This window comes from Antarctobacter sp. (assembly GCF_965277915.1).
Lineage (GTDB): Bacteria > Pseudomonadota > Alphaproteobacteria > Rhodobacterales > Rhodobacteraceae > Antarctobacter.
This window is the reverse complement of record NZ_OZ255849.1, coordinates 1,711,402-1,733,404: the sequence shown is the minus strand read 5'-3', so window position 1 is coordinate 1,733,404 and position 22,003 is coordinate 1,711,402. Positions and strand designations below refer to the sequence as shown.

The window sequence follows — 22,003 nt, the reverse complement described above, 5'->3', positions numbered from 1 at the left end:
GAGGAACGCGGCATCGTCAGTCCCGCCAGCCAGATCGGCAAGCGTGACGTCGTAGCACCCGAGGATCTGCGCAAGGCCGTCACCGTCGCCTATCATGCTCAGGGTCAGATCACCCGCGCAATGGCAGAGGCTACCGCCAACCTGCCCGGTCGCACCCCGATGAAGGAAACGGAGGCAGACCGCGCCGTGGCCGACAATGCCTACGGCATCGCGGCGGGCGAGCTGAAGCAGTTCATCGAGCGCGTCGAAAACCTGGAAGAGGAAAAGCGCGAGGTCGCCGAGCAGATCAAGGAGGTCATGGCCGAGGCCAAGGGGCGCGGCTACGACACCAAGATCCTGCGCAAGGTGATCGCCCTGCGCAAGCGCGACCCCGACGACATCGCCGAGGAAGAGGCGGTGCTGGACATGTACAAAGCCGCGCTGGGGATGGGGTGATGGCAGCGACAAAGGGCAAACTCCTGGCTGCCGCCAGCGCGTCAAGCGCTGCCACCACTGACATGATCGAGGCCGCCCGCGACAAGGAAATCTCGCCCGTGGGCCGCGTCGGCAGCGGCGAAACACTGACTGAACTGGCAGACGCCATGCGACTGCTTATGGAGGCCAACCCGGTTGTCAGAGACGACGCCAACCAATTGCATGGCGCGCTGATCCGCTTTCTGGAGGACAGGACATGAAGAACAAACTGACTGACCTGAACAACCACCTCTTCGCCCAGCTCGAACGCCTCAGTGACGAGAAACTGGACGCAGACAAAATCGAGACCGAGTGCAAGCGCGCGGAGTCCATCGTTCAGGTCGCAGATCAGATCACGGCCAACGCCGAGTTGCAGCTCAAGGCGGCGAAACTCTTTGCCGAGCATGGTCAAGCGGTCCTACCAATGCTGCCCCAGATCAGGAGCAAGAGCGAATGAAAGGCCGGGCGATCACCTATTCCGACGCCGAGCTCTTCTGGATCGGGGACAATTGCCACCTGCCCCGCCGTGAGCTGCACCGCGAATTTGTCGACATCTGGAGCCGCCCGGACGTCAGCCAGTCCAACCTGACCGCCCTCTGCAAACGCAAGGGTTGGCTGACCGGTCGCACGGGGCGCTTCCAGAAAGGTCAGGCACCGCACAACAAGGGCAAACCTTTCAATCCGCCCGGCAGTGAAAAGGGTCGGTTCAAGAAAGGGGAGCGCCGCGGTGTTGCGGTCGACCTCTACAAGCCGATCGGCACAGAACGCCTGAGCAAGGATGGCTACCTAGAACGCAAGATCCACGACGGGATGCCGCTGCAGTCACGCTGGCGCGCCGTCCACCTGATCCGCTGGGAAGAAGCACACGGCCCCGTGCCGGAGGGCCACGCCCTGAAATGCCTGGACGGAGACCGTGCCAATACCGACCCGACAAACTGGAAATGCATCCCCCGATCGATGCTCCCCCGTCTCTCCGGTCGCTGGACCACCGGCTACGACGACGCGCCCGACGAGTTGAAGCCGACAATAATGGCCACGGCAGAATTGGAACAGGCCGTGCGCACGGCACGCAAGGGAGGGGCGGACTGATGGGGGCGCCAAAACCGACTCTGGGCTTTCCCAGCCGCACGGCCGCCGCGCTGGCACTCAGGGCCGATGGCCAGAGCGATCCGCAGATCGCCAAGAGGCTCGGGATCTCACTCAACGCCCTGTCCGGCCTTTTTGCATCGGCGGAACGTCAGAAAACGGCCAAACGTGCGATCCGTCCCGCGGAGGTCAACGGTCGCACCGTGCTTTTCCCGAAAGACATCCTCGACCGCCTCGTGCCCCACGCCACCGGGCGCGGCATCTCGGTGAATGAGCTGTGCCGCCGCTTGGTAGAAACCGTGGTCGAAGACGGAATGATCGACGCTGTGCTGGACGATCAGGAGACCGCAGCATGACCGTCTTCGTCGACGACATGCACCGCACACCGCTGGGCCAGTACGGACGGATGAAGATGTGCCACATGATCGCGGACACATCCGAAGAACTGCTGGCGATGGCCGACAAGATCGGCGTGGCCCGACGGTGGATCCAGAAACGCGGCACGGCCAACGAGCATTTCGACATTGTCAGCAGCAAACGCGCCCTCGCGGTCCAGCACGGCGCCGTCGAAATAACGATGCGCGAACTGGCGATGAAGTGCCAGGACAGGAGGAAAGGATGACCACGCCGCGCCCCCTGACACCGGACATGCTGGCCGAACGCTGGCAGTGTTCGGCAGAAACCGTGCGGATGATGGTCAAGCGGGGGGAGTTGCGCGGCTTTCGAGTCGGGCGCATGATCCGAATCCCGTTGGCCGCGGTAGAGGAACACGAATGCCAGACATCAGCATCGGACGCCTGCGTGGCGGATTCTGCGTCTACTGGGACGACCCCGACACCGGAAAGCGGCGGCGTTATCAGCTTGCGGCACGCACCCGAGCGCAAGCCGAAGCGGAAGGCAGGGACAGATACCTGAAGGAGACTGCCACACCCGGCGGCATGACAGTGGCAGAGATCTGGGAAGCTTATCGCATTCACCTCGGGTCCAAGAAAACCGCCGAGACGATGGGCTACACCGGCAAGGCGATCCTGCCTGCGTTCGGCGCGCTACGCCCCGATCAGATCACCGTCGAGGATTGCCGGGCCTACCTGCGGGACCGCCTGGCCGCCGGCCGCAAGATCGGGTCCGCGCATACCGAGCTGGGACACCTGCGATCTGCGCTCCGCTGGGCCGCCAAGGTCCGCGTGATCGACCGCGCGCCCCATATCGAACTGCCGCCCAAACCGGACAGCGACGTGCGACCCCTGACAGACGCCCAGATCCGCGCGCTGCTGGATGGCTGTGGCTCTCCCCATGTGCGGCTTGCGGTGGTCCTCCTGCTGACGACAGGCGCGCGTGTCGGCGCCGTCCTCGATCTGGAATGGTCACGGATCGACTTCGACCGTGGCGTGATCGACCTGCGCCTGCCGGATGGCGTCACCAGGAAAGGACGGGCTGTCGTACCAATGAATCGCATGGCGCGCGCCGCACTGGAATCTGCCTACCCTGCCCGGCTGACCGATCATGTCGTCGAGTGGGCGGGGAAGCGCATCAAGTCCATCCGGACCGGCTATGCCGCAGCGCTGGAACGCGCGGGCCTGGGCGAGATCCACATCCACCAGATCAGACACACCGTCGCCGTCCGGATGTTGACGGCTGGTCGGCCAATTGAGGAAGTTTCTCAATACCTTGGGCATTCCAACATCGCGATCACGCACAAGACTTACGCGCGGTTTATGCCAGAACACCTTGCGGGCGCCGCCGAGGTCCTTGAGTTCATCGAACCGGCACGCACTTCGCAAAAGCCGCGTAAGTAGTTGAAAACATGGTGGGTGATGAGAGACTCGAACTCCCGACATCTTCGGTGTAAACGAAGCGCTCTACCAACTGAGCTAATCACCCGGCAGAAGGCGATTTAGCGAAGGAACGCTCAGGGCGCAAGTGGGTCTGGTGGCGCTTCGCGTTCTTCCTCTTCTCCGAGCCAGCGACGCGGGCCCGCGCCGTTGTCACCCAGGCGATCCTGCGCATTGTAGAGCGGGCAGTTTTCCAACGACAGACAGCCGCAGCCCATGCAATGATCCAACTGCCCCCGCAACCGCGCCAGAAGCTCCATCCGGCGGTCGATCTCTTCGCGCCAGATCTCGGACACCCCCTGCCAGTCGGCCTTGCGTACCGTGCTGTCCGAGGGCACCTGCGCCAGCACCTCGCGCACCTGGGCGAGCGGAATGCCAAGGGTCTGGGCAATCCGGATCACCGCCACGCGGCGCAGTTCTCGGCGATCGTAGCGGCGGTGGTTGGCCTCCGTCCGCCAGCTTTGGATCAACCCCTCGGACTCGTAGTAATGCAGGGTCGAAACCGCCACGCCGGCTCGGCGCGCCATTTCCCCGACGGTCAGGTCGTTGCTGCGCACGCGGCGCGGGCCACTGTTTGCGGACATTTTTCTTGACCTCAAGTTTACTTGAGGAAGCAGCCTAGGGAAACAAACCGAATCTGCAAGGAGAACCGCAATGACCGCCCAAGCCCTCAGAGAAATCGATGAAAGGCGCCAGTCCCGCAGGCACCCCACCCGCTGGCGCGACCGGATGGCCCGCCTTTTCCGCCGCGGCGCAGACCGCCGCAGACAGGCGCGTCTGCGCGCCGATCCGCGCCTGTTGCGGGATGTCGGCCTGCGCCCGGAGGATCTTGAGCAAGGAGGCCCGTCATGAGGGGTTTCCTTGCCCGCCTCACGGCCCCTGCCCCGCGGTGCGGACCACTTTGCCAACAAGTGCAGGAAGAACTGGCCGCGATGCGCCTGACCGACAACCTGCAAACCCTGTCCGACCGGCAGAAAGCCGGGTGAACGAAGGTGGCCCGAAAAGCAGGAAAGCGCGCCATTCACGGCGCGCTTTCCAAGAAACCTGGTGGGTGATGAGAGATTTGAACTCCCGACATCTTCGATGTGAACGAAGCGCTCTACCACTGAGCTAATCACCCGGTGGCGGACCTATTACCGACAAGCGCAGCCCTGCGCAAGAGGCTTGGCACGCAAAAAATACCCCTCTTGCCACCGTCCCGGGCCGGACGCCCACCGAGGCAGCATCAGCACAGTCGATGCGCGAAAACAACAGGATGCCCGTGGGTTGCTTGACTTGCAGCGAATCTCCAAGGCAGGGTTTCCCAATCTGCCACTTGGGTTTGGAGACTCACATGAAAAAGACAATTGCTGCCGCAAGTCTTCTGATCGCTGCAACGACCACCACGTCGATCGCCGGAAGCTATGAAACCCCCTATGTCGCACCGCCGGTCGTCGTCGAAGAGACGCAACAGACCAGCAGCAGCGCCGGCATGCTGCTTGCGCTGATGACCATCGTGGTCTTTGGCGTGGCCGCCACACAGTAAGGTACCCATAGCCCGGGGCGCCGCGCTCTCACGGAATTTTCGTGAGGGCTTGGCCGGGGGACGCGGGGACGATACCGAACCCAATACGGGACCAACCGGGGACAAGGGCCTCGCAGCATGGCTGCGGGGCCCTTTTCTTTTGGCTGTCCGGAGATGTTGCATCTTGGCCGCGTCGGACTGCCTCGCATGAATTTTCGTCTTGCCCCAACGTCAGTAAGGCGCAGACTAAACACAGCGCCTTCGGGTGCATTGGTTGCATATGCGGTTGACTGTTTATTGAACCAATCACGGGGAAAAAGATGAAAAAACTCGTACTCACCACCGCGCTGTGCCTGTCGGTGGCCAATGCCGCCGTGGCCGAAGGCAAGCCCGCACCCAAGATGAGCCCTGAGCAACTGCGCAACGACATGATCGTTTCGTCGCAAAGCGCCGAACTAAGCACCACGTCCTCTGGCGCGGCACTGCTGATACCGCTGATGCTCTTGATCATCATCGCGACGGCGGTTCATTCCGGCGGGGGCGGACACAGCTATTACTACCCTGAATAACGACGGGCTCTTCAGCCCCTATTGGGAAAAAGAAAACGCGCGGTGGAGGTCCACCGCGCGTTCCCATTTTCAGGCATTGTGGCCGATGTGATCAGTGCGCGGTTGCGCCCGCCACCGAATCTTCGGCTTTCTTCGCGGATGCCGCGGCTGCCGCTTCCTCGGCCGCTTCGTCCCATTCCACCGGCTCGGGCTTGCCGACCAGCGCAATGTCCAGCACCTCGGAGACGTGCTTGACCGGGATGATCTCCAGCCCGTCTTTCACGTTGTCCGGCAGTTCAGCCAGATCCTTCTCGTTCTCCTCGGGGATGAGAACTGTCTTGATCCCGCCGCGCAGGGCCGCCAGCAGCTTTTCCTTCAATCCGCCGATGGGCATGGCGTTGCCGCGCAGGGAAACCTCGCCGGTCATGGCGATGTCCTTGCGGATCGGAATCCCGGTCAGGACCGAGACGATGGAGGTCACCATAGCCAGACCAGCCGAGGGACCATCCTTGGGCGTGGCGCCGTCGGGAACGTGGACGTGGATGTCCATCTTGTCGAACCGCGGCGGCTTGATCCCGATTTCCGGCGCGATCGAGCGTACATAGGACGAAGCCGCGTCGATCGACTCCTTCATCACGTCGCCCAGCTTGCCGGTGGTCTTCATCCGGCCCTTGCCCGGCAATTTCAGCGCCTCGATGTGCAGGAGATCCCCACCGACCGAGGTATAGGCCAACCCGGTGACGACACCGACCTGGTTTTCCTCTTCGGCCAGGCCATAGCGGAATTTCCGCACGCCCAGGAAATCGTCGAGGTTGTCAGAGGTCACTTCGACCACTTCGGTCTCTTTCTTGACGATCTTGGTCACGGCCTTCCGCGCGCATTTGGCGATCTCGCGTTCGAGGTTCCGCACACCGGCCTCGCGGGTATAGTACCGCACCATGTCGGTCAGCGCGCCGTCGGTGATCGAAAATTCCTTGGCCTTCAACCCGTGGTTCTTGACCTGCTTGTCCAGCAGGTGCCGCCGCGCGATCTCGATCTTCTCGTCCTCGGTGTAGCCCGAAAGCGGGATGATCTCCATCCGGTCCAGAAGCGGCCCCGGCATGTTGTAGCTGTTGGCCGTGGTCACGAACATCACGTTCGACAGGTCGTATTCCACCTCGAGATAGTGGTCCACGAATGTCCCGTTCTGCTCGGGGTCCAGAACCTCCAGCATGGCGCTGGCCGGATCGCCACGGAAATCCTGACCCATCTTGTCGATCTCGTCGAGCAGGATGAGCGGGTTGGTGGTCTTGGCTTTCTTCAGCGCCTGGATGATCTTGCCCGGCATCGAACCGATGTAGGTCCGGCGGTGGCCGCGGATCTCGGATTCATCCCGCACGCCACCCAGCGAGATGCGGATGAACTCGCGTCCCGTGGCCTTGGCAACCGATTTGCCAAGCGAGGTCTTGCCGACACCCGGAGGCCCGACGAGGCAGAGGATCGGCCCCTTGAGCTTTTTCGAGCGTGCCTGAACGGCGAGATACTCGACGATCCGCTCCTTGACCTTTTCCAGGCTGTAGTGGTCGTGATCGAGGATCTCCTGCGCCTTGTTCAGGTCTTTCTTCACACGGCTCTTCACGCCCCACGGAATGCTCAGCATCCAGTCGAGGTAGTTGCGGACCACGGTCGCTTCGGCCGACATCGGCGACATGTTCTTGAGCTTCTTCAGCTCGGCGTCGGCCTTTTCCCGGGCTTCCTTCGACAGCTTGGTGGCTTCGATCTTCTCTTCCAGCTCGGCGATTTCGCCTTCGCCGTCCTCGCCGTCGCCCAGCTCCTTCTGAATGGCCTTCATCTGCTCATTCAGGTAATATTCGCGCTGGGTCTTCTCCATCTGCGACTTGACGCGGGTCTTGATCTTCTTCTCGACCTGCAGGACCGACAGTTCGCCCTGCATCAGGCCGTATACCTTCTCCAGCCGCTCGCTGATCGAAAGCGTTTCCAGCAGTTCCTGTTTCTGCTCGACCTCGACACCCAGATGGCCGGCAACCAGATCGGCCAGTTGCGCGGCGTCATTGGCCTCGCCCACGGCGGACAGGGCCTCTTCGGGGATGTTCTTCTTGATCTTGGCGTACCGTTCGAACTCTTCGGCAACCGTGTGCACCAGCGCCTCGATCGAAGCGGTGTCGCCCGGCATCTCGGTCAGGTGCTCGGCCTTGGCTTCGAAGAACTTCTCGTTTTCGATGTATTCGTCGATGCGCACACGGCTCTGGCCTTCGACCAGCACCTTGACGGTGCCGTCGGGCAGTTTCAGCAGTTGCAAGACGTTGGCCAGCACACCGGCCTTGTAGATACCGCTGGTGTCCGGATCGTCATCGGACGGGTCGATCTGGCTGGCAAGCAGGATCTGCTTGTCGTCGTTCATCACCTCTTCCAGCGCACGCACGGATTTCTCGCGCCCCACGAAGAGCGGCACGATCATATGCGGGAACACGACAATGTCGCGCAGCGGCAGCACCGGGTAGGAAGGATTGAGGGGTTGTTTCATGCTCGTGTCCTGTTCTTGGCAAGACGTCCCTGCCCCGCTTCGCGGCAGCTTGAGGTCGCCTCCGGTCATGAGGGTCAAAGATGGGGTCGCTGCACCGGAATTCAAGCACGCACACCCCTGACCCTGGATCGGCAGCATGGCCCTACGCCCCCCGGTGTGCAAGCGCCCATCGCGACCTCGCCCCGTGCCACGGCTGCTATCTGCGGAGAATTCCCGGAAAAACGCCGGCCTTTCCCAATCCAGGAAACTCTGCCCGTGCCCGGAAGGCCACAGCAACCACCATCGGGGAGAAAGTTGCGCCGCGAGGTCTCGACGAACACGGACGGGATTCCGGACAATGCCCTGCCCCCCGCTCTAGGGATCGCTAAGGCCGCTCGTGATCCTTGTAGGGCGCGTTCAACGACCTGGCAAACATCCACCCTGCGGCTGGGGGCAAAGATTGGTGTCCATGAGCCTGCCTCTCGTCGCCGCGGGCGACGATCACCGGACACGAGTGTCGCGAACCTGCTGTTCAGGGCGTTCCGCCGAATGGCCGCCTACCCCGCCCGATCTGACGGACGGCGGTGATCCGCCGATATCACACCTGTATCAATTTCGCCTGCCACCCTTGAAAACAAATGACTTTCAAGGGCAGAAAGGTCTTCTTATGACAGCAATTGTCAAGAAAGCTTCATTTTACTTCCCCGGTTGTGCACCCTAGGGCCAACCGTTAATGCGGCTTTGAACGCGCGAAAACATCCATGAGGAGACCCCAGATGCGTATCGCGATCCTTGGCGGCGACGGCTTCGTCGGCTGGCCCACCTGTCTGCATCTTTCGGCCCAGGGGCACGAAGTGCACATCCTCGACAACCTGTCCCGGCGCTGGATCGACACAGAACTGGGCGTCCAGTCACTGACACCGATGGATTCGATCCAGGAGCGTTGCCGCATCTGGAAAGAGGTCACCGGAGAGACGATCCATTTCCACCTGCTCGACCTCGCCAAGGAGTATGAGCGCCTGAAACAGTGGCTTGGCGAAACCCGCCCCGAGGCGGTGATCCATTTCGCCGAGCAGCGCGCCGCGCCCTATTCGATGAAGACCGACCGCCACAAGGTCTACACCGTCAACAACAACACCAATGCGACCCATAACCTTTTGGCCGCGATGGTCGAATCCGGAATAGACGCGCATCTGGTGCACCTCGGCACGATGGGGGTCTACGGCTATTCCTCGGTCGGCGCGCCGATCCCCGAGGGTTACCTGGACGTGACCATCGACACACCCACGGGTCCGAAAGAACAGGAAATCCTCTACCCGACGCGCCCCGGCTCGGTCTATCACATGACAAAGAGCCTGGATCAGATCCTGTTCCAGTTCTACGCCCAGAACGACGGTCTGCGTATCACCGACCTGCACCAAGGCATCGTCTGGGGCACCCATACCGACCAGACCCGGCGCCACGAACAGCTGATCAACCGCTTCGACTATGACGGCGACTATGGCACGGTGCTCAACCGTTTCCTGATCCAGGCCGCGATCGGCTATCCGCTGACGGTGCATGGCACGGGTGGGCAAACGCGCGCCTTCATCCATATCCAGGACTCGGTGCGCTGTATCGAACTGGCGCTGAAGGACGCACCGGACCGGGGCGACCGCGTCAAGATCTTCAACCAGATGACCGAAACGCACCGCGTCCGAGACCTGGCAGAGAAGGTGGCGGGGCTGACCGGGGCAGAGGTGAAATACGTGCCCAACCCGCGCAAGGAAGCGCCGGAGAACGACCTGATCGTCAAGAACGACCAGTTCCTGGACCTGGGTCTGAACCCGACGACACTGGCCGAGGGCCTTCTGTCCGAGGTCGTGGACGTGGCCAAGAAATACGCCCACCGCATCGACCGCTCTCGCGTTGCCGCCGTATCCGCCTGGACCAAGGACATCGCGGCCAAGGTCGATCATGACCCCGAAGGCAAGGCACTGCGGTCCGTATCGTGAAGCGCGCGTATGTGACACTGGTGACCAACGCGGATTTCGCGTTGGGCGCCAAGGCCTTGCTCCACTCTCTTAATGCCAGCGGGACAGCGGCGGACCGCGTCGTCCTGTACACTGGCGGCGTGCCTGCCGAGTCGCTTGCACCGCTCACCGCCCTTGGCGCGCGGCTGGTGGAAACTGAACTTCTGCCCACATCGGAGGCTCTCAACGCCGCCCACGCCCGCGAGGCCCTGCACGGCGCCGCCCCCTTTACCAAGGGCGAAAAGCCGGCCTTTCACACGCCGCTCGACAATTTCTGCAAGCTGCGCGTCTGGCAGTTGGACTATGATCGGGTGGTCTTTCTCGACGCCGATACGCTGGTCCTGCGGAACATCGACAAGCTTTTTGACTACCCCGAGTTCTGCGCCGCGCCAAACCTGTACCAGACCCTGGCCGATTTGCACCGCTTGAACTCCGGCGTTTTCACGGCCCGCCCGTCGCAGGCGACCTTCGACGCCATGTTGGCCCGGCTCGACACCCCCGGCGCCTTCTGGCGCCGCACGGACCAGACCTTTCTGCAAGCGTTCTTCCCCGACTGGCATGGGTTGCCCGTTACCTTCAACACGCTGCAATATGCCTGGTTCAACATGCCTGAACTCTGGAACTGGGGGTCGATCAAGGTTCTGCATTTCCAGTATGAAAAGCCCTGGCAGGACCACGCCAAGGTTGATCGACTGCGCCCGCTGATCGAGCTCTGGCGCGCCTATGCGGCGGGCGAGACTCCCGACCTCGACGCTCTGCCAAACCCATCATGATCGCGCTGACCGGTGCCTCGGGCCTTGTGGGCCGCTTTCTCTTGGCGGGCCTTCCCGGCCCGGTCACGGTTCTGGGGCGCCGCGCCCTGCCCGGCCATGGGTTTCGGCCGTGGGATCTGACCGGCCCGGCACCGGATTTGGCAGGTGTCGATACCCTGATCCATGCCGCGTTTTCCCACGTTCCGGGCCGCTATCGCGGCGGCGAGGGCGACGACCCGCGCGGTTTCCTGCAGGCGAACCTGGACGGCACGAGGCACCTCTTCGATGCCGCGGCCGAGGCCGGTGTCACCCGCATCCAGTTCCTGTCGTCCCGGGCGGTCTTTGACGGCGCGCCGGATGCCACGCCCCTTACCGAGGACAGACCGCCCGATGCCGCCTCGCTTTACGGGCAGGTCAAGGCGGTGGCGGAGGCACATCTCTTTGCTATGCCCCTCATCGGGCAAAGCCTGCGCGCAACGGGCGTCTACGGCCCCGGCCCGGACCACAAGTGGCGGGACCTCTTTGCCGACTACCTCGCCGGCCGTCCCATCGCCCCCCGCCGCGGAACCGAGGTTCACGGCGCCGATCTGGTCGCCGCCGCACACCTGCTGCAAGGCAGCGCCGAGCGCGGGGCCTTCCACCTTTCGGACCTGCTGCTCGATCGTCACGACCTGCTGACCGCGGTTCAAAACCTCACTGGTTGCCCACACGCGCCGCCGCCGCCAAGCGACCGGCCGGTCAATCCGCTTGTCTGCCAACGCCTGCCCATGCTGGGCTGGAGCCCCGGCGGCATGGCCCGGTTGCGCGCCGATCTGCCAGCGATGCTGCCCCGGGACTGACAGGCCCCTTACATGAAGGAACAAGGCGGCCCGCGTTCCAGCGGGTGCTCGATGGTTACCTCCGTTGGGGTCCAGTCAAAGATCGCCAGCGCCTGCCCCGCATCGAACCCGATGAAGAGCGTCCCTGTCTCCGGCTGCAAAGCCACCCCTTCGGCGTCATAACCCCAGGGCGACAGCGGCGTGACCGAAATCACCCGCCCGTCCGGCGCCAGTTCGAACAGGGCGTTCAGCCCCTCGTTGTCGTCCACCACCAGGATATTGCCCGAGTAGGGATCCCGCGCGACGCCCTGCGGCTCGATCATCGGCGGATCGAAGCCATCGCCCCAGAGTTCCATCAGGACCGTCCCGTCCGGCGCCACACGCAACAGCCGCGACGGGTCGTCCTCGACCACGAGGAAGGTGCCATCCGCATCTCGATGCATGCCTTCGGTGTCGCGCACCGTCGCACTCAGGGAAAACGGCGCCTCCAATGCGCGCCCCGTCCGGTCGACCCACTGGAAATCCCCCCAGCCATTGGCGATCAGCACGCCCTCATCGGTCACCGTCACCGACCGGACATAGCCCATGTCGGTCTCGAACCGCAGGATCTCGCGCCCGGCTGGAGAGAGCAGCACCAGGTCCGAGCTTTCGCTTGCCACCCAGACACCGCAGACCTGCGCGTCATAGGCAAGGCTTACCGCCCGCACACCCGGAAAGGTCTCGAGGTGGCGCAGGTCAGCACTGGCACTGCCTGCCAGAAATATCGTCAGGACCAGACCCAAGACACGCATCATCCCCTCCCTCGATCACTCGGAAAAGGATGGCACGCGGGACGCGCGCTTCAAGTTTTGAAGGCTGGATCAGACCGGTTCGATGTCGCCTTGGGCGCGCTTTGCATGGAAATCCGCCTCGAACGCGGCGAAATCGCCCGCTTCGATGGCGCTGCGCATGCCCTGCATCAACTCCTGGTAATAGTGCAGGTTGTGCCAGGTCAGCAGCATCCCCGAGATCATCTCGCCCGAGCGGAAGACATGGTGCAGGTAGGCGCGTGAATAGCCCCGGCAGGCCGGGCATGTGCAATGCTCATCCAGGGGCCGGGGATCGTCCGCGTGCCGCGCGTTCTTGATGTTGACCTGCCCGCGCCGCGTCCAGGCCTGCCCCGTCCGGCCGGAACGCGAGGGCAGCACGCAGTCCATCATGTCGATGCCCCGCTTGACGGCGCCGACGATATCATCCGGCTTGCCCACGCCCATCAGGTAACGCGGCTTGTCCTCTGGCAGCATGTCCGGCGCATAGTCCAGACAGCCGAACATGGCCTCCTGCCCCTCGCCCACGGCAAGGCCGCCCACCGCGTAGCCGTCAAAACCGATCGCCTTCAGCGCCTCGGCGCTTTCGCCGCGCAGGTCCTCTTCCAACCCGCCCTGCTGGATACCGAACAGCATATGTTCCGGTCGGTCGCCGAAGGCATCGCGCGAGCGTTGCGCCCACCGCATCGACAGGCGCATCGACTGGGTTATCCGGTCGCGATCCGCCGGCAGGGCCGGGCATTCGTCAAAGGCCATGACGATGTCCGAGCCCAGCAGTTTCTGGATCTCCATCGACCGTTCCGGCGTCAGCATGTGTTTCGAGCCGTCGATATGGCTGCGAAAACTCACGCCTTCCTCAGTCAGCTTGCGCAGGTCCGCCAGGCTCATCACCTGAAAGCCCCCTGAATCCGTCAGGATCGGTTTGTCCCAGTTCATGAACTTGTGCAGCCCGCCAAGGCGCGCCACCCGTTCCGCCCCCGGGCGCAGCATCAGGTGATAGGTATTGCCCAAAAGGATGTCCGCCCCGGTTGCGGCCACGCTTTCGGGCATCATGCCCTTGACGGTGGCCGCCGTGCCCACGGGCATGAAGGCGGGGGTGCGGATTTCGCCGCGCGGAGTGCGGATCACACCACGCCGCGCGCGCCCGTCGCGGGCTGTCAACTCGAAGGATGTCTGTGCCATGCGCGCTCCTCTACACGCTTCGCCTGCCGGAACAAAGATGCAATCGCCGCCGCCCGTGCGCGGATTTCGCCGGTCCGACACTTGCCCAGACACGCGCCCAAAGCCACTGTAGCGGCATGAGCAGGACACCCACCTACAAAGGCGGCATCAAGGCCGTTCTGGACCAGTACGAAGCCCGGCGCGCGCCCTTGCCGGGAAATGGCGGCTTGCCGGGTTCCGATGTCGATCTGGCCGCGCTGGCCGCGACGCCGGTGCCCGATCCGGCGCCGGGACCGTTTGCGCCACCTTTTGCCGACAACCTGCAGCGCAAGATCTTTCAACTGCGCGAAGAGTTGCAGGGACAAAGCGAATTGACCGTATTGCACGGTCTGACCATCTCGCACCTGCGCAAGCGGGCCTTTCCCGGACAGGCGCCGCACCTGTTCCAACGCATGTGGGCGGAACAGGGCGATCACCTGCTGGCGCAGCTCGACGCACGCTGGCTGGTCTCTGCCGTGACGACATTCGGCGATCACGGGGAGACGCCGGTCCAGCGCAGCACAGGGTTGGCCCTGACGGCTCTGTTCGGGATGATGAAACTCTACGAGAGCGAACGCCTCTACAGCGGCAGACCTCCGGAAAAGCCCTTTCCGGTCACGGATCGCATCAAGGCCAAGTTGCCGCTGCAGATGGACAGCTATGCGCTGGTGGGCGGCGGGCTGGACGTGAACCTGATCGCCCGTCTCTGGCAGGAGGCCGAGGGCGACGCGGTCATCCGCCCCCTCGCCCATCACCTGCTGGACCTGCTGATCCACGACCCCGCAGGCGTCTTTCGCCGGCTCGCGGTCATGGCCGCCCGCAAGGAGAGGCGCAACCGCCAGGCCGGCCCACGGAACAACGACGCCCCCGTGCCCGCGCGTCCCCGCAAGACCGCAGAGACGCTGCGCTGGGGGCTTGTCAGCACCGTCAAGGCGCCGCTGCCACAGATCGCGCGCTTTGCCGCCCATCACATCGACATGGGCGCCCAGGCCCTGCACCTCTATCTTGATGCACCCGATGCGGAGGCGGCGGCATTCCTGGGCCGCCATCCCCGCATCCATGTTACGCAATGCGACGCTGCCTATTGGCAAGCCTCCGGTCGGGACCGTATGGCCCAGCACCAGTTGCGGCAGGCCTTCAATGCCACCCGCACCCTGCGCGACACGTCCGAGACACTGGATTGGCTGGGGCACATCGACCACGACGAATTCCTGATCACCAACCGCCCCATGGCCGAGATCCTGGCCAGAGTCGGGCAGGACAAGGCCATCGCCCGCGTCCCCCCGGCCGAGGCACTGGCCCGCGAGGACGGACCGCCGCGACATTTCAAGCTGACGCACAAGCAGGCGGGCATCAAGAAATCCCTGCTGCAGGAAATCTACCCCACCTTCGGGCTGCATCTCTTTGGCGGCTTCCTCAGCCATACCGGCGGCAAAATCTTTGCCCGCCCCGGCATTCCCGACACGCGGCTGGGCATCCACACGCTGAAATACAAGGGCGAGGACGCCACCAACCGGATCAAACCGGACGGCATCTACCTGGCGCATTTCCACGCCCCCGATTGGGCCCATTTCCGAGACCACCTCGATTTTCGCCGCGAAAAAGGGTCGTACCGGGCCAATGACGCGCGTCCCGAAATGGGACAGGGCGAATTGCTGTCTTACCTGCAAGCCGAAGAAGGCGAAGCAGGCCTGCGCGCCTTCTTCGATGAGATCTGCGCCGATACGCCGGAACTGCGCGACCGCCTGTCGCGGCACGGGATGCTTCTGGCGCATGAGTTCGATTTTGACGCCAGCGTGCGGCGCGTCTTCGGGACGCTGCCGTGACCCGCTGGGGCACCGTCACGACGGTCAAGGCACCTATGCGCGCGATCCTGGATTTCGCCGCGTGGCATCTCGAGCTCGGCGCACATCGGGTGTATCTTTACCTTGATGACGACGCGCCCCGGACCTTTGCGGTGCTCAAGGCGCACCCGAAGATTCGCGTGATTCAGACCGACGACGCCTGGTGGGCGAAACGCAATGGCCGACCCGATAAACACCAGGCGCGCCAGACCGCCAACGCGCGCCACGCCAACAACCGCAAACCAGAGGTCGACTGGCTCGCGCATATCGACGTCGACGAATTCCTGCTGCCGGACTCGCCGGTGAGCGAGCAGTTGTCAGCGCTGCCCGCAGACGCGCTTTGCGCCCGGATCCGCCCTGTAGAGGCGCTGGCGCCGGGGAGCGGCACCGCCCCGGGTGAGACCGCATTCAAGGCCTTCCACCTCGACCAGGGCGCCCGCCAGCGGGCCGCACGGGTCTGTTTTCCAACTTGGGGACCGCAGTTGTCAGGCGGCTTCCTCAGCCATGTTGCGGGCAAGCTGTTCTTTCGCGCCGGCACCAAGGGTCTGCAGGTCAGGATTCACAACGTGATCCTGAACGGGATACAGAACCCCGGACAGGTCCCCCTGACCGGGATCGAACTGGGCCATTTCCACGCGCACAGCTGGGAGCATTTCCTGGCCTCCTTCCGGTTCCGCCTGTCCCGGGGATCCTACCGCGCGGACCTGAAACCCCAGGTCCGGCAGGCCGATGTGGTCAACCTCCACGCGTTGTTCCGAGGCATCGAGGCGGCGGGCGGCGAGACCGCGCTGCGCGCTTTCTTCGACGAGGTCTGCGTGGCGGACCGCGCCCTGTGCGACCGGCTGGAGGCTGAGGGACTGCTGCGGCGCCGGACGATGAACCTTGGCCAGCTGCGCGCGCGGCACTTTCCCGGGGTCAATGCAGGCTGACGGCGCGGATTGACCCGAATAAAGGCCGGAAAACGCCTGCCTTCGCCCCATCGGTGCAAGCTTTGATTGACGTTTCTGTGTGTTTTCACTAAGGGATGCGCCACCAAGGGGAAGAATGCACTGCCACCGGGCCACACGGGTCCGCTCCCCATCAGACGCGCGGGCCAGGCAAAGTGTCCGCAAACCAATCGGACATAAATGACCAAATTCTCTGATCTGAACCTCAGCCCGAAAGTCCTGAAAGCCGTCGAAGAGGCCGGCTACGAGACACCCACGCCGATCCAGGAAGGCGCCATTCCGCACGCGCTCGAAGGCAAGGATGTCCTCGGCATCGCCCAGACCGGCACCGGCAAGACCGCCAGCTTCACCCTCCCGATGATCTGCAAGCTGGCCCGTGGGCGCGCCCGCGCCCGGATGCCGCGCAGCCTTGTCCTGTGCCCGACCCGGGAACTGGCGGCACAGGTGGCGGAAAACTTCGACACCTATTCCAAATACGTCAAGCTGACCAAGGCGCTGTTGATCGGCGGCGTTTCCTTCAAGGAACAGGACCAGTTGATCGACAAGGGCGTCGACGTTCTGATCGCCACACCGGGCCGCCTGCTGGATCATTTCGAACGCGGCAAGCTGTTGCTGACCGGCATCGAGATCATGGTAGTGGACGAGGCCGACCGGATGCTCGACATGGGGTTCATCCCGGATATCGAGCGCATCTTCAGCCTGACCCCCTTCACCCGCCAGACGCTGTTCTTCTCGGCGACGATGGCGCCCGAGATCGAGCGCATCACCAACACCTTCCTCTCCGCCCCCCAGCGGATCGAGGTTGCCCGTCAGGCCACCGCCTCGGAAACCATCGAACAGGCCGCCGTTGTCTTCAAACCCAGCCGAAAGGACCGCGAGGGCAGCGAAAAGCGCAAGGTTCTGCGCGCGCTGATCGACGCCGAGGGCGAGGCCTGCACCAACGCCATCATCTTCTGCAATCGCAAGATCGACGTGGACGTGGTGGCGAAGTCGCTCAAGAAATACGGCTACAATGCCTCGCCGATCCACGGTGACCTGGACCAGTCGCAGCGTACGAAGACTCTGGACGGTTTCCGCAGCGGAGACGTTCGCCTGCTGATCGCCTCTGACGTGGCCGCGCGCGGGCTGGACATTCCCGCCGTCAGCCATGTGTTCAACTTCGACGTGCCCAGCCACGCCGAGGACTACGTCCACCGCATCGGCCGTACCGGTCGCGCCGGACGCTCGGGCAAGGCCTTTACCATCTGCACCCCGCGGGACGAGAAATACTTTGAGGCGGTGGAAAAACTGCTGCAGAAGGACATTCCGCGCATCGACAATCCGGTGGCCGGCGCGCCCGCTCCGGCGGCCCCTGTCGAGGTCAAGGAAGACACCCCCAAGGACAGCACACGCAAGAGCAGCCGCAGCCGGCGTTCGGAGAGTGACAAGGGCGACTCGCGCCCGGCGCCGACGCGTTCCAAGGATAGCGGTCGGTCTTCGGACCGTCGCAGCGGCAGTGGCCGCGACAAGACCGTGGTCGGCATGGGCGATCACATGCCCGAATTCATCGCGCTGAGCTTTGAAGAGCGCCGCGCCAGCTGATCCCTGAAACCGGGCTACGGCAACAGCCGAAGCCCGGATCGCGCCTCACTCGGGCGCCTCGATCGCTTTCAATCGATGTTCGATCAGCGAGGTGCGCAATGGGGCATCCTTGCTGGGCGCGCTGCGGTTCACGCTCTTGGATCCGGTCCACCATCCAAGCTCCGGATCGTAGAAATAGGTGAAATCACCGCCGGCCACGCGGTTCGACTGTACCTCCTCAAACTTGTATGTCAGCGTCCATACCTCGTCGGAGTGTGCAAGCGGGTTGTCCGCGGGCACGCAACAGTTCTGCTCGACCGACATGTGATAGACCGCGTTGAAATCGTCCGAAGCCCAGGTCTCGGTCCAGGTGACGCGCTTGCCGTCGACCAGGGGAAAAATGGAACCGCCCGTCTGGTCGGAAACGGTGATCTTCTGCACCATCTCCATGTCGTCAAACGCATCGGGATCGTAAGTCCGAGAGGGATCGAAATTGCCCGCATCGGGATAGGCCGCGCGGACGTATTGAAACAGCCCACGACGCAGAGAGACCATGCAGAACGTCGGCCCGCGACATTCCGAAAACGCGTTCAGACCCTCGGGCGCGCGCAACAGCGTCAGCCGCATCTCCTCCTGGTCCGGAGTGTCGCCGATCACGGCGCTCAACGTATCATAGACCAGAACGGTGCCCGGCGCAGGTTCCGCGCCAGTACTGGTGGCGGCAACAAGAGAGAAAGCAATCAAAGTGGGTCGAAACGGCATAATGGACTCCTGGACAGGTTACATCCGCAACCTGCCCAAGCCTTTCCTTGCCTGCAACCCGCCTGCCCGGATCAGCTGAGACGGCTGACGACCACCGTCACCTCGGGTTTCTTGCCGATCTCGTTCATCGAGGTCTGTCGCGCGACCCGCCGCAGGCCTTCTTCCAGCTTGTCATCGTCGGTCAGCGTCTTGCCACCGGCACGGCCCATGAACTGCGCCAGGTCCTCTTCGAGGATATCGACCAGCGGCGCGTGGCTGCGGCCCTGCTCGGGCAGGCCCATCAGGTCGCACCAGGGCTCTCCCAGCGGTTCGTCGTCCTCGTCCAGGATCACGGTCACGACCACATGGCCATTCAGCGCCATGCGGATACGGTCGCGCACGATGCCGTCCAGGGCGCCGATCTGCACGCTTCCGTCCAGGTAGGTGCGCCCGGTTTCGATGTATTCCACGACGCGCGGCTCGTTGCCGCTCAATTCGATCATCATGCCATTGACCGCCAGAACGCCCGCGCGGCCGTTCTGACCTGCCAGCTTGACGTGTTCCCGCAGGTGGCGGTGTTCGCCGTGCATCGGCACGACCATCTGCGGCTTGACCAGGTTCTGCACGGTTTCAAGGTCAGGCCGATTGGCGTGGCCGGAAACGTGGTAATCGCCCATCGCGTCGTCCACCACGTCCACGCCCTTTTCGCTGAGCTGGTTCATGATGCGGATCACGTCGCGTTCGTTGCCCGGAATCGTCTTGGAGGAGAACAGGAACAGATCGCCTTCTTTCAGTTCGATCCCGTTGTACTTGCCCCGCGCCAGCTGGGCACTGGCCGCGCGCCGTTCCCCCTGGCTGCCGGTGACAAGCAGCATGACGTTCTCACGCGGGAGTTGCGCGGCATCCTCGGGTCCGATGACCTTGGGAAAGCCTGACAGGACACCGGTTTCCACCGCCGCTTCGATCATCCGCCGCATGGCCCGGCCCAGCAGGCAGATCGAACGCCCGGCGCGGTCGCCCGCCTCTGCCAGCGTCTTGACCCGCGCCACGTTGGAGGCAAAGGTCGTCGCGACGACCATGTTCCGCGCCTCGCTCACCAGCTTTTCGACCGCCGGGCCAACCGTCGCCTCGGAGCGTCCCGCGTGTTGCGAAAACACGTTTGTGGAATCGCAGACCAGTGCCTTGACCCCGTCCTTGGACACGGACTCCCACAGTGCGGGATCCCATGCTTCGCCCACCAGCGGCGTCGGGTCCAGCTTGAAGTCTCCGGTATGGATCACCCGGCCCGCGGGCGTGTCGATCACCAGCGCGCTGCTTTCCGGAATGGAATGCGAGATCGGCAGGAATCCCACTCTGAACGGGCCGACTGTGACGGTCTCCGGCCAGGCCGAGACGGTCCGCACGGCCTGCCCCTCGACGCCGTATTCGGCCAGCTTGCCGCGCGCGATATTGGCGGTGAAGGCCCGGGCGTAAATCGGCACCCCCAGCGCGTCAAAGGTGTGGCCCACGGCGCCGACATGGTCCTCATGCGCATGGGTGACAAAGAGCGCCTCGATCCGGTTCTTGTTCTCTTTCAGCCAGGTGATGTCCGGCAGGATCAGGTCGACGCCGGGGGTCGTGTCCATGTCGGGAAAGGTCACCCCCATGTCCACGACGATCAGCCGCTCTTCGCCGGGTTTGCCATAGCCGTAGACATAGCAGTTCATGCCGATTTCACCGGCGCCGCCCAAGGGCAGGTAGATCAGTCGGGACTCGCTCATGCGTGGGCCTCTTTGTTCTTGTTGTGATTGTAGATGCGGACCAGGCCATGCATGGTCAGGAATTCCTCGAAAGCGTCGAACAGGGGGTCCGCCTGCTGGAACAGCGGCGCCAGGCCGCCAGTGGCGATCACCTTCATGGGGCGTTCGCGCTCGGCCTTGATGCGCGAGCAGATCTCGCGCACCAGTCCGACATACCCCCAGAAGACGCCGGACTGCATGCAGGTCACCGTGTTGGTACCCACCACGCGCTGCGGCTTGGTGATGTCCACATGCGGCAGGGCGGCGGCCGCCAGGTGCAACGCCTCCAGGCTGAGATTGACGCCGGGCGCGATCACCCCGCCGACATAGGCCCCGTCCACGTCGACCACGTCAAAGGTCGTGGCCGTGCCGAAATCCACCACGATCAGGTCGCCCCCGAAAAGGTCATAGCCCGCCACGGTGTTCACCAACCGGTCGGGGCCGACCTGCGTGCCTTCGTCGACGCGCACCGCCACAGGCAAGGCGCAGTCGGGTTTGCCGACGACGATGGGCCGCGTGTTGAAATAACGGTCCGCCAGAACCCGTAGGTTGAAGACAACCCGCGGCACCGTGGTCGAAACGATGACATCGGTGATGTCCGCCTCGATGCCCTGGAATTCCATCAGGGTCGACAGCCAGACATAATACTGGTCCGCCGTCCGCTGATGCTCTGTCGCGGTCCGCCAGGTGGCGACGAAGTCCTGTCCGTCCCAGATCGAGAAGACGGTATTGGTGTTGCCACAGTCGATGGCCAAGAGCATGAGGCCCGCCTATTCGAAAAAGATCTCTGCCGCAGCCACGCTGACGCGGCCTTTGGGCGTCTTTAGGACAAGTTGGCCGGTGCCGTCCACTGTCTCGAAGACGCCAGTGACACTGTCGCGGGTCGTGCGTGCGGTGATCACCTCTCCCAGTCGTGCCGCCCGCGCCAGCCAGAGCGTCCTGATCGGTTCGAACCCGTAGCTGGTCAGCCGGTCCTCATGGGTGGCATAGGCGGCTGCCAGCGCCTCCAGAAAGGTCTCCGGCAGGACCCGAATCCCGGTTTCCCCCAAGAGCGATACCGGCGGCACCGCGCCCGGTTCCACGGCCTCCCGCCCCGGTGCGGCCAAGAGGTTGACCCCGATCCCGATGGCCAGGTGCCCCCCCGGGCCCCCGATCCCTTCCAGCAGGATCCCGGCCAGCTTGCCGCCGTTCAACAGCACGTCATTGGGCCATTTCAGCGCCAGCCCGGTTTCCGTCCCGGTGACAGAGGTCAGGGCATCGTAAAGCGCGAGCGCGGCCACGAAGGACCGCAGGGCCATCTTCTCAGGCGTGTCCTTGGGACGGATGACCAGTGTCGCCGCGAAATTGCCTGCCGGGTTGACCCAGGGCCGCCCTCGCCTGCCGCGCGCGGCGGTCTGGCGCAGCCCGAGGATCCATTCCGGGCCGCTCAGCCCGGCGGCGATCCGTGCCGCTTCGGCATTGGTGCTGTCCACTTCGGCCAGCACACGTCGGCCGTAGCCCTCGGGCCAGTTCATGGCGCGCACCCCTGTTTCTCAGGTTTCGAAAAGACCTCGGGGACTGTCTGTCGGGGACAGACGGGGGCATGCCAGATGCATGACGCCCCCCAAAGCGCAGCGCGC

25 protein-coding genes and 2 tRNA genes are annotated in these 22,003 nt (G+C 63.8%); 17 read left to right on the top strand and 10 right to left on the bottom strand.

Going from position 1 to position 22,003, the window contains the following annotated elements; all coding sequences use genetic code 11:
- The first annotated feature begins 159 nt into the window (after positions 1 to 159).
- From ACQY5B_RS09330 to ACQY5B_RS09295, 8 genes are read left to right on the top strand one after another with little or no spacing between them, the layout of a single operon-like run.
- Positions 160 to 435 (top strand): DUF2312 domain-containing protein, encoded by a 276-nt coding sequence (locus ACQY5B_RS09330; protein ID WP_420328669.1) that lies wholly within the window; start codon positions 160 to 162, stop codon positions 433 to 435.
- Entirely contained in the window at positions 435 to 674 is a 240-nt protein-coding gene (locus tag ACQY5B_RS09325; RefSeq protein ID WP_420325494.1) for a hypothetical protein, read from the top strand. Before ACQY5B_RS09330 ends, ACQY5B_RS09325 begins: the two co-directional genes overlap by 1 nt.
- A complete protein-coding gene (locus tag ACQY5B_RS09320) occupies positions 671 to 910 on the top strand; it encodes a hypothetical protein (RefSeq protein WP_420325495.1) in 240 nt (79 codons plus the stop codon). The genes ACQY5B_RS09325 and ACQY5B_RS09320 overlap by 4 nt, the downstream gene beginning before the upstream one ends.
- The gene (locus ACQY5B_RS09315) at positions 907 to 1,542 is read left to right on the top strand and encodes an HNH endonuclease signature motif containing protein (protein WP_420325496.1); all 636 of its coding nucleotides are present in this window, start codon (positions 907 to 909) and stop codon (positions 1,540 to 1,542) included. The genes ACQY5B_RS09320 and ACQY5B_RS09315 overlap by 4 nt, the downstream gene beginning before the upstream one ends.
- Positions 1,542 to 1,895 carry a hypothetical protein gene (locus ACQY5B_RS09310; RefSeq protein ID WP_420325497.1) on the top strand — a complete coding sequence of 118 codons (354 nt, stop codon included), beginning with the start codon at positions 1,542 to 1,544 and terminating at the stop codon, positions 1,893 to 1,895. The genes ACQY5B_RS09315 and ACQY5B_RS09310 overlap by 1 nt, the downstream gene beginning before the upstream one ends.
- Positions 1,892 to 2,161, top strand: coding sequence for a DUF4031 domain-containing protein (locus ACQY5B_RS09305; RefSeq protein WP_420325498.1), 270 nt, complete (start codon positions 1,892 to 1,894; stop codon positions 2,159 to 2,161). The genes ACQY5B_RS09310 and ACQY5B_RS09305 overlap by 4 nt, the downstream gene beginning before the upstream one ends.
- Positions 2,158 to 2,454, top strand: a complete 297-nt coding sequence (locus tag ACQY5B_RS09300) for an excisionase family DNA-binding protein (RefSeq protein WP_424975884.1) — start codon at positions 2,158 to 2,160, stop codon at positions 2,452 to 2,454. The genes ACQY5B_RS09305 and ACQY5B_RS09300 overlap by 4 nt, the downstream gene beginning before the upstream one ends.
- A 23-nt stretch (positions 2,455 to 2,477) precedes the next feature.
- Positions 2,478 to 3,335 (top strand): tyrosine-type recombinase/integrase, encoded by an 858-nt coding sequence (locus ACQY5B_RS09295; protein WP_424975882.1) that lies wholly within the window; start codon positions 2,478 to 2,480, stop codon positions 3,333 to 3,335.
- A 9-nt stretch (positions 3,336 to 3,344) separates the two neighbouring features.
- Here the strand turns inward: ACQY5B_RS09295 and ACQY5B_RS09290 are convergent.
- Together ACQY5B_RS09290 and soxR are read right to left on the bottom strand one after the other, a co-directional pair.
- Positions 3,345 to 3,420: transfer RNA gene (locus ACQY5B_RS09290), tRNA-Val, on the bottom strand.
- A gap of 28 nt (positions 3,421 to 3,448) precedes the next feature.
- Positions 3,449 to 3,955: a redox-sensitive transcriptional activator SoxR gene (soxR, locus tag ACQY5B_RS09285; RefSeq protein WP_420325499.1), complete on the bottom strand. Its 507-nt coding sequence runs from the start codon at positions 3,953 to 3,955 to the stop codon at positions 3,449 to 3,451.
- A gap of 264 nt (positions 3,956 to 4,219) precedes the next feature.
- Between soxR and ACQY5B_RS09280 the strand changes: the two genes are divergently transcribed.
- The gene (locus ACQY5B_RS09280; RefSeq protein WP_420325500.1) at positions 4,220 to 4,357 is read left to right on the top strand and encodes a hypothetical protein; all 138 of its coding nucleotides are present in this window, start codon (positions 4,220 to 4,222) and stop codon (positions 4,355 to 4,357) included.
- Between the two features lie 59 nt (positions 4,358 to 4,416).
- Here the strand turns inward: ACQY5B_RS09280 and ACQY5B_RS09275 are convergent.
- Positions 4,417 to 4,491: transfer RNA gene (locus ACQY5B_RS09275), tRNA-Val, on the bottom strand.
- A gap of 213 nt (positions 4,492 to 4,704) precedes the next feature.
- Between ACQY5B_RS09275 and ACQY5B_RS09270 the strand changes: the two genes are divergently transcribed.
- Positions 4,705 to 4,896, top strand: coding sequence for a ferrochelatase (locus tag ACQY5B_RS09270; protein WP_305968336.1), 192 nt, complete (start codon positions 4,705 to 4,707; stop codon positions 4,894 to 4,896).
- A gap of 299 nt (positions 4,897 to 5,195) precedes the next feature.
- Positions 5,196 to 5,444 carry a hypothetical protein gene (locus ACQY5B_RS09265; protein WP_420325501.1) on the top strand — a complete coding sequence of 83 codons (249 nt, stop codon included), beginning with the start codon at positions 5,196 to 5,198 and terminating at the stop codon, positions 5,442 to 5,444.
- A gap of 91 nt (positions 5,445 to 5,535) precedes the next feature.
- Here ACQY5B_RS09265 and lon read toward each other — a convergent pair whose 3' ends face one another.
- Entirely contained in the window at positions 5,536 to 7,947 is a 2,412-nt protein-coding gene (gene lon, locus ACQY5B_RS09260) for an endopeptidase La (protein ID WP_305968338.1), read from the bottom strand.
- 755 nt (positions 7,948 to 8,702) lie between these two features.
- Here lon and ACQY5B_RS09255 point away from each other — a divergent pair.
- Genes ACQY5B_RS09255 through ACQY5B_RS09245 form a run of 3 tightly spaced genes read left to right on the top strand, consistent with a single transcriptional unit; the run spans position 8,703 to position 11,529 of the window.
- On the top strand, positions 8,703 to 9,920 hold the full coding sequence (locus ACQY5B_RS09255; RefSeq protein WP_305968339.1) for an NAD-dependent epimerase/dehydratase family protein: 1,218 nt from the start codon (positions 8,703 to 8,705) through the stop codon (positions 9,918 to 9,920).
- Entirely contained in the window at positions 9,917 to 10,711 is a 795-nt protein-coding gene (locus tag ACQY5B_RS09250) for a glycosyltransferase (protein ID WP_420325502.1), read from the top strand. The genes ACQY5B_RS09255 and ACQY5B_RS09250 overlap by 4 nt, the downstream gene beginning before the upstream one ends.
- Positions 10,705 to 11,529 (top strand): NAD-dependent epimerase/dehydratase family protein, encoded by an 825-nt coding sequence (locus ACQY5B_RS09245; RefSeq protein ID WP_420328673.1) that lies wholly within the window; start codon positions 10,705 to 10,707, stop codon positions 11,527 to 11,529. Before ACQY5B_RS09250 ends, ACQY5B_RS09245 begins: the two co-directional genes overlap by 7 nt.
- 8 nt (positions 11,530 to 11,537) lie before the next feature.
- On the opposite strand, the gene ACQY5B_RS09240 is transcribed toward ACQY5B_RS09245, so the two are convergent.
- Entirely contained in the window at positions 11,538 to 12,299 is a 762-nt protein-coding gene (locus ACQY5B_RS09240) for an NHL repeat-containing protein (protein ID WP_420325503.1), read from the bottom strand.
- A gap of 69 nt (positions 12,300 to 12,368) precedes the next feature.
- The gene (gene tgt / locus ACQY5B_RS09235) at positions 12,369 to 13,496 is read right to left on the bottom strand and encodes a tRNA guanosine(34) transglycosylase Tgt (protein WP_420325504.1); all 1,128 of its coding nucleotides are present in this window, start codon (positions 13,494 to 13,496) and stop codon (positions 12,369 to 12,371) included.
- 116 nt (positions 13,497 to 13,612) lie between these two features.
- Between tgt and ACQY5B_RS09230 the strand changes: the two genes are divergently transcribed.
- The 3 genes from ACQY5B_RS09230 to ACQY5B_RS09220 all read left to right on the top strand — a co-directional run bounded on the left by ACQY5B_RS09230 (position 13,613) and on the right by ACQY5B_RS09220 (position 17,886).
- Positions 13,613 to 15,340, top strand: coding sequence for a glycosyltransferase family protein (locus ACQY5B_RS09230; RefSeq protein WP_420325505.1), 1,728 nt, complete (start codon positions 13,613 to 13,615; stop codon positions 15,338 to 15,340).
- Positions 15,337 to 16,287, top strand: coding sequence for a glycosyltransferase family 2 protein (locus tag ACQY5B_RS09225; RefSeq protein ID WP_420325506.1), 951 nt, complete (start codon positions 15,337 to 15,339; stop codon positions 16,285 to 16,287). The genes ACQY5B_RS09230 and ACQY5B_RS09225 overlap by 4 nt, the downstream gene beginning before the upstream one ends.
- Before the next feature lie 198 nt (positions 16,288 to 16,485).
- The gene (locus tag ACQY5B_RS09220) at positions 16,486 to 17,886 is read left to right on the top strand and encodes a DEAD/DEAH box helicase (RefSeq protein ID WP_420325507.1); all 1,401 of its coding nucleotides are present in this window, start codon (positions 16,486 to 16,488) and stop codon (positions 17,884 to 17,886) included.
- Positions 17,887 to 17,931: 45 nt separating this feature from the next.
- Here ACQY5B_RS09220 and ACQY5B_RS09215 read toward each other — a convergent pair whose 3' ends face one another.
- The 4 genes from ACQY5B_RS09215 to ACQY5B_RS09200 all read right to left on the bottom strand — a co-directional run bounded on the left by ACQY5B_RS09215 (position 17,932) and on the right by ACQY5B_RS09200 (position 21,898).
- Complete coding sequence (locus ACQY5B_RS09215) at positions 17,932 to 18,627, bottom strand: hypothetical protein (protein WP_420325508.1); 696 nt, start codon at positions 18,625 to 18,627, stop codon at positions 17,932 to 17,934.
- 71 nt (positions 18,628 to 18,698) lie between these two features.
- Complete coding sequence (locus tag ACQY5B_RS09210; protein ID WP_420325510.1) at positions 18,699 to 20,366, bottom strand: ribonuclease J; 1,668 nt, start codon at positions 20,364 to 20,366, stop codon at positions 18,699 to 18,701.
- A complete protein-coding gene (locus ACQY5B_RS09205; RefSeq protein WP_305968348.1) occupies positions 20,363 to 21,145 on the bottom strand; it encodes a type III pantothenate kinase in 783 nt (260 codons plus the stop codon). The genes ACQY5B_RS09210 and ACQY5B_RS09205 overlap by 4 nt, the downstream gene beginning before the upstream one ends.
- Positions 21,146 to 21,154: 9 nt before the next feature.
- Positions 21,155 to 21,898 carry a biotin--[acetyl-CoA-carboxylase] ligase gene (locus ACQY5B_RS09200; RefSeq protein ID WP_420325511.1) on the bottom strand — a complete coding sequence of 248 codons (744 nt, stop codon included), beginning with the start codon at positions 21,896 to 21,898 and terminating at the stop codon, positions 21,155 to 21,157.
- Positions 21,899 to 22,003 lie beyond the last annotated feature (105 nt).

What these genes read in the sequence shown, in the direction of transcription:
- ACQY5B_RS09330 (WP_420328669.1), top strand. Translation starts at nt 160, where the DNA reads ATGAAGGAAACGGAGGCAGACCGCGCCGTGGCCGACAATGCCTACGGC.
- ACQY5B_RS09325 (WP_420325494.1), top strand. Translation starts at nt 435, where the DNA reads ATGGCAGCGACAAAGGGCAAACTCCTGGCTGCCGCCAGCGCGTCAAGC.
- ACQY5B_RS09320 (WP_420325495.1), top strand. Translation starts at nt 671, where the DNA reads ATGAAGAACAAACTGACTGACCTGAACAACCACCTCTTCGCCCAGCTC.
- ACQY5B_RS09315 (WP_420325496.1), top strand. Translation starts at nt 907, where the DNA reads ATGAAAGGCCGGGCGATCACCTATTCCGACGCCGAGCTCTTCTGGATC.
- ACQY5B_RS09310 (WP_420325497.1), top strand. Translation starts at nt 1,542, where the DNA reads ATGGGGGCGCCAAAACCGACTCTGGGCTTTCCCAGCCGCACGGCCGCC.
- ACQY5B_RS09305 (WP_420325498.1), top strand. Translation starts at nt 1,892, where the DNA reads ATGACCGTCTTCGTCGACGACATGCACCGCACACCGCTGGGCCAGTAC.
- ACQY5B_RS09300 (WP_424975884.1), top strand. Translation starts at nt 2,158, where the DNA reads ATGACCACGCCGCGCCCCCTGACACCGGACATGCTGGCCGAACGCTGG.
- ACQY5B_RS09295 (WP_424975882.1), top strand. Translation starts at nt 2,478, where the DNA reads ATGACAGTGGCAGAGATCTGGGAAGCTTATCGCATTCACCTCGGGTCC.
- soxR (WP_420325499.1), bottom strand. Translation starts at nt 3,955, where the DNA reads ATGTCCGCAAACAGTGGCCCGCGCCGCGTGCGCAGCAACGACCTGACC.
- ACQY5B_RS09280 (WP_420325500.1), top strand. Translation starts at nt 4,220, where the DNA reads ATGAGGGGTTTCCTTGCCCGCCTCACGGCCCCTGCCCCGCGGTGCGGA.
- ACQY5B_RS09270 (WP_305968336.1), top strand. Translation starts at nt 4,705, where the DNA reads ATGAAAAAGACAATTGCTGCCGCAAGTCTTCTGATCGCTGCAACGACC.
- ACQY5B_RS09265 (WP_420325501.1), top strand. Translation starts at nt 5,196, where the DNA reads ATGAAAAAACTCGTACTCACCACCGCGCTGTGCCTGTCGGTGGCCAAT.
- lon (WP_305968338.1), bottom strand. Translation starts at nt 7,947, where the DNA reads ATGAAACAACCCCTCAATCCTTCCTACCCGGTGCTGCCGCTGCGCGAC.
- ACQY5B_RS09255 (WP_305968339.1), top strand. Translation starts at nt 8,703, where the DNA reads ATGCGTATCGCGATCCTTGGCGGCGACGGCTTCGTCGGCTGGCCCACC.
- ACQY5B_RS09240 (WP_420325503.1), bottom strand. Translation starts at nt 12,299, where the DNA reads ATGCGTGTCTTGGGTCTGGTCCTGACGATATTTCTGGCAGGCAGTGCC.
- tgt (WP_420325504.1), bottom strand. Translation starts at nt 13,496, where the DNA reads ATGGCACAGACATCCTTCGAGTTGACAGCCCGCGACGGGCGCGCGCGG.
- ACQY5B_RS09230 (WP_420325505.1), top strand. Translation starts at nt 13,613, where the DNA reads ATGAGCAGGACACCCACCTACAAAGGCGGCATCAAGGCCGTTCTGGAC.
- ACQY5B_RS09220 (WP_420325507.1), top strand. Translation starts at nt 16,486, where the DNA reads ATGACCAAATTCTCTGATCTGAACCTCAGCCCGAAAGTCCTGAAAGCC.
- ACQY5B_RS09215 (WP_420325508.1), bottom strand. Translation starts at nt 18,627, where the DNA reads ATGCCGTTTCGACCCACTTTGATTGCTTTCTCTCTTGTTGCCGCCACC.
- ACQY5B_RS09210 (WP_420325510.1), bottom strand. Translation starts at nt 20,366, where the DNA reads ATGAGCGAGTCCCGACTGATCTACCTGCCCTTGGGCGGCGCCGGTGAA.
- ACQY5B_RS09205 (WP_305968348.1), bottom strand. Translation starts at nt 21,145, where the DNA reads ATGCTCTTGGCCATCGACTGTGGCAACACCAATACCGTCTTCTCGATC.
- ACQY5B_RS09200 (WP_420325511.1), bottom strand. Translation starts at nt 21,898, where the DNA reads ATGAACTGGCCCGAGGGCTACGGCCGACGTGTGCTGGCCGAAGTGGAC.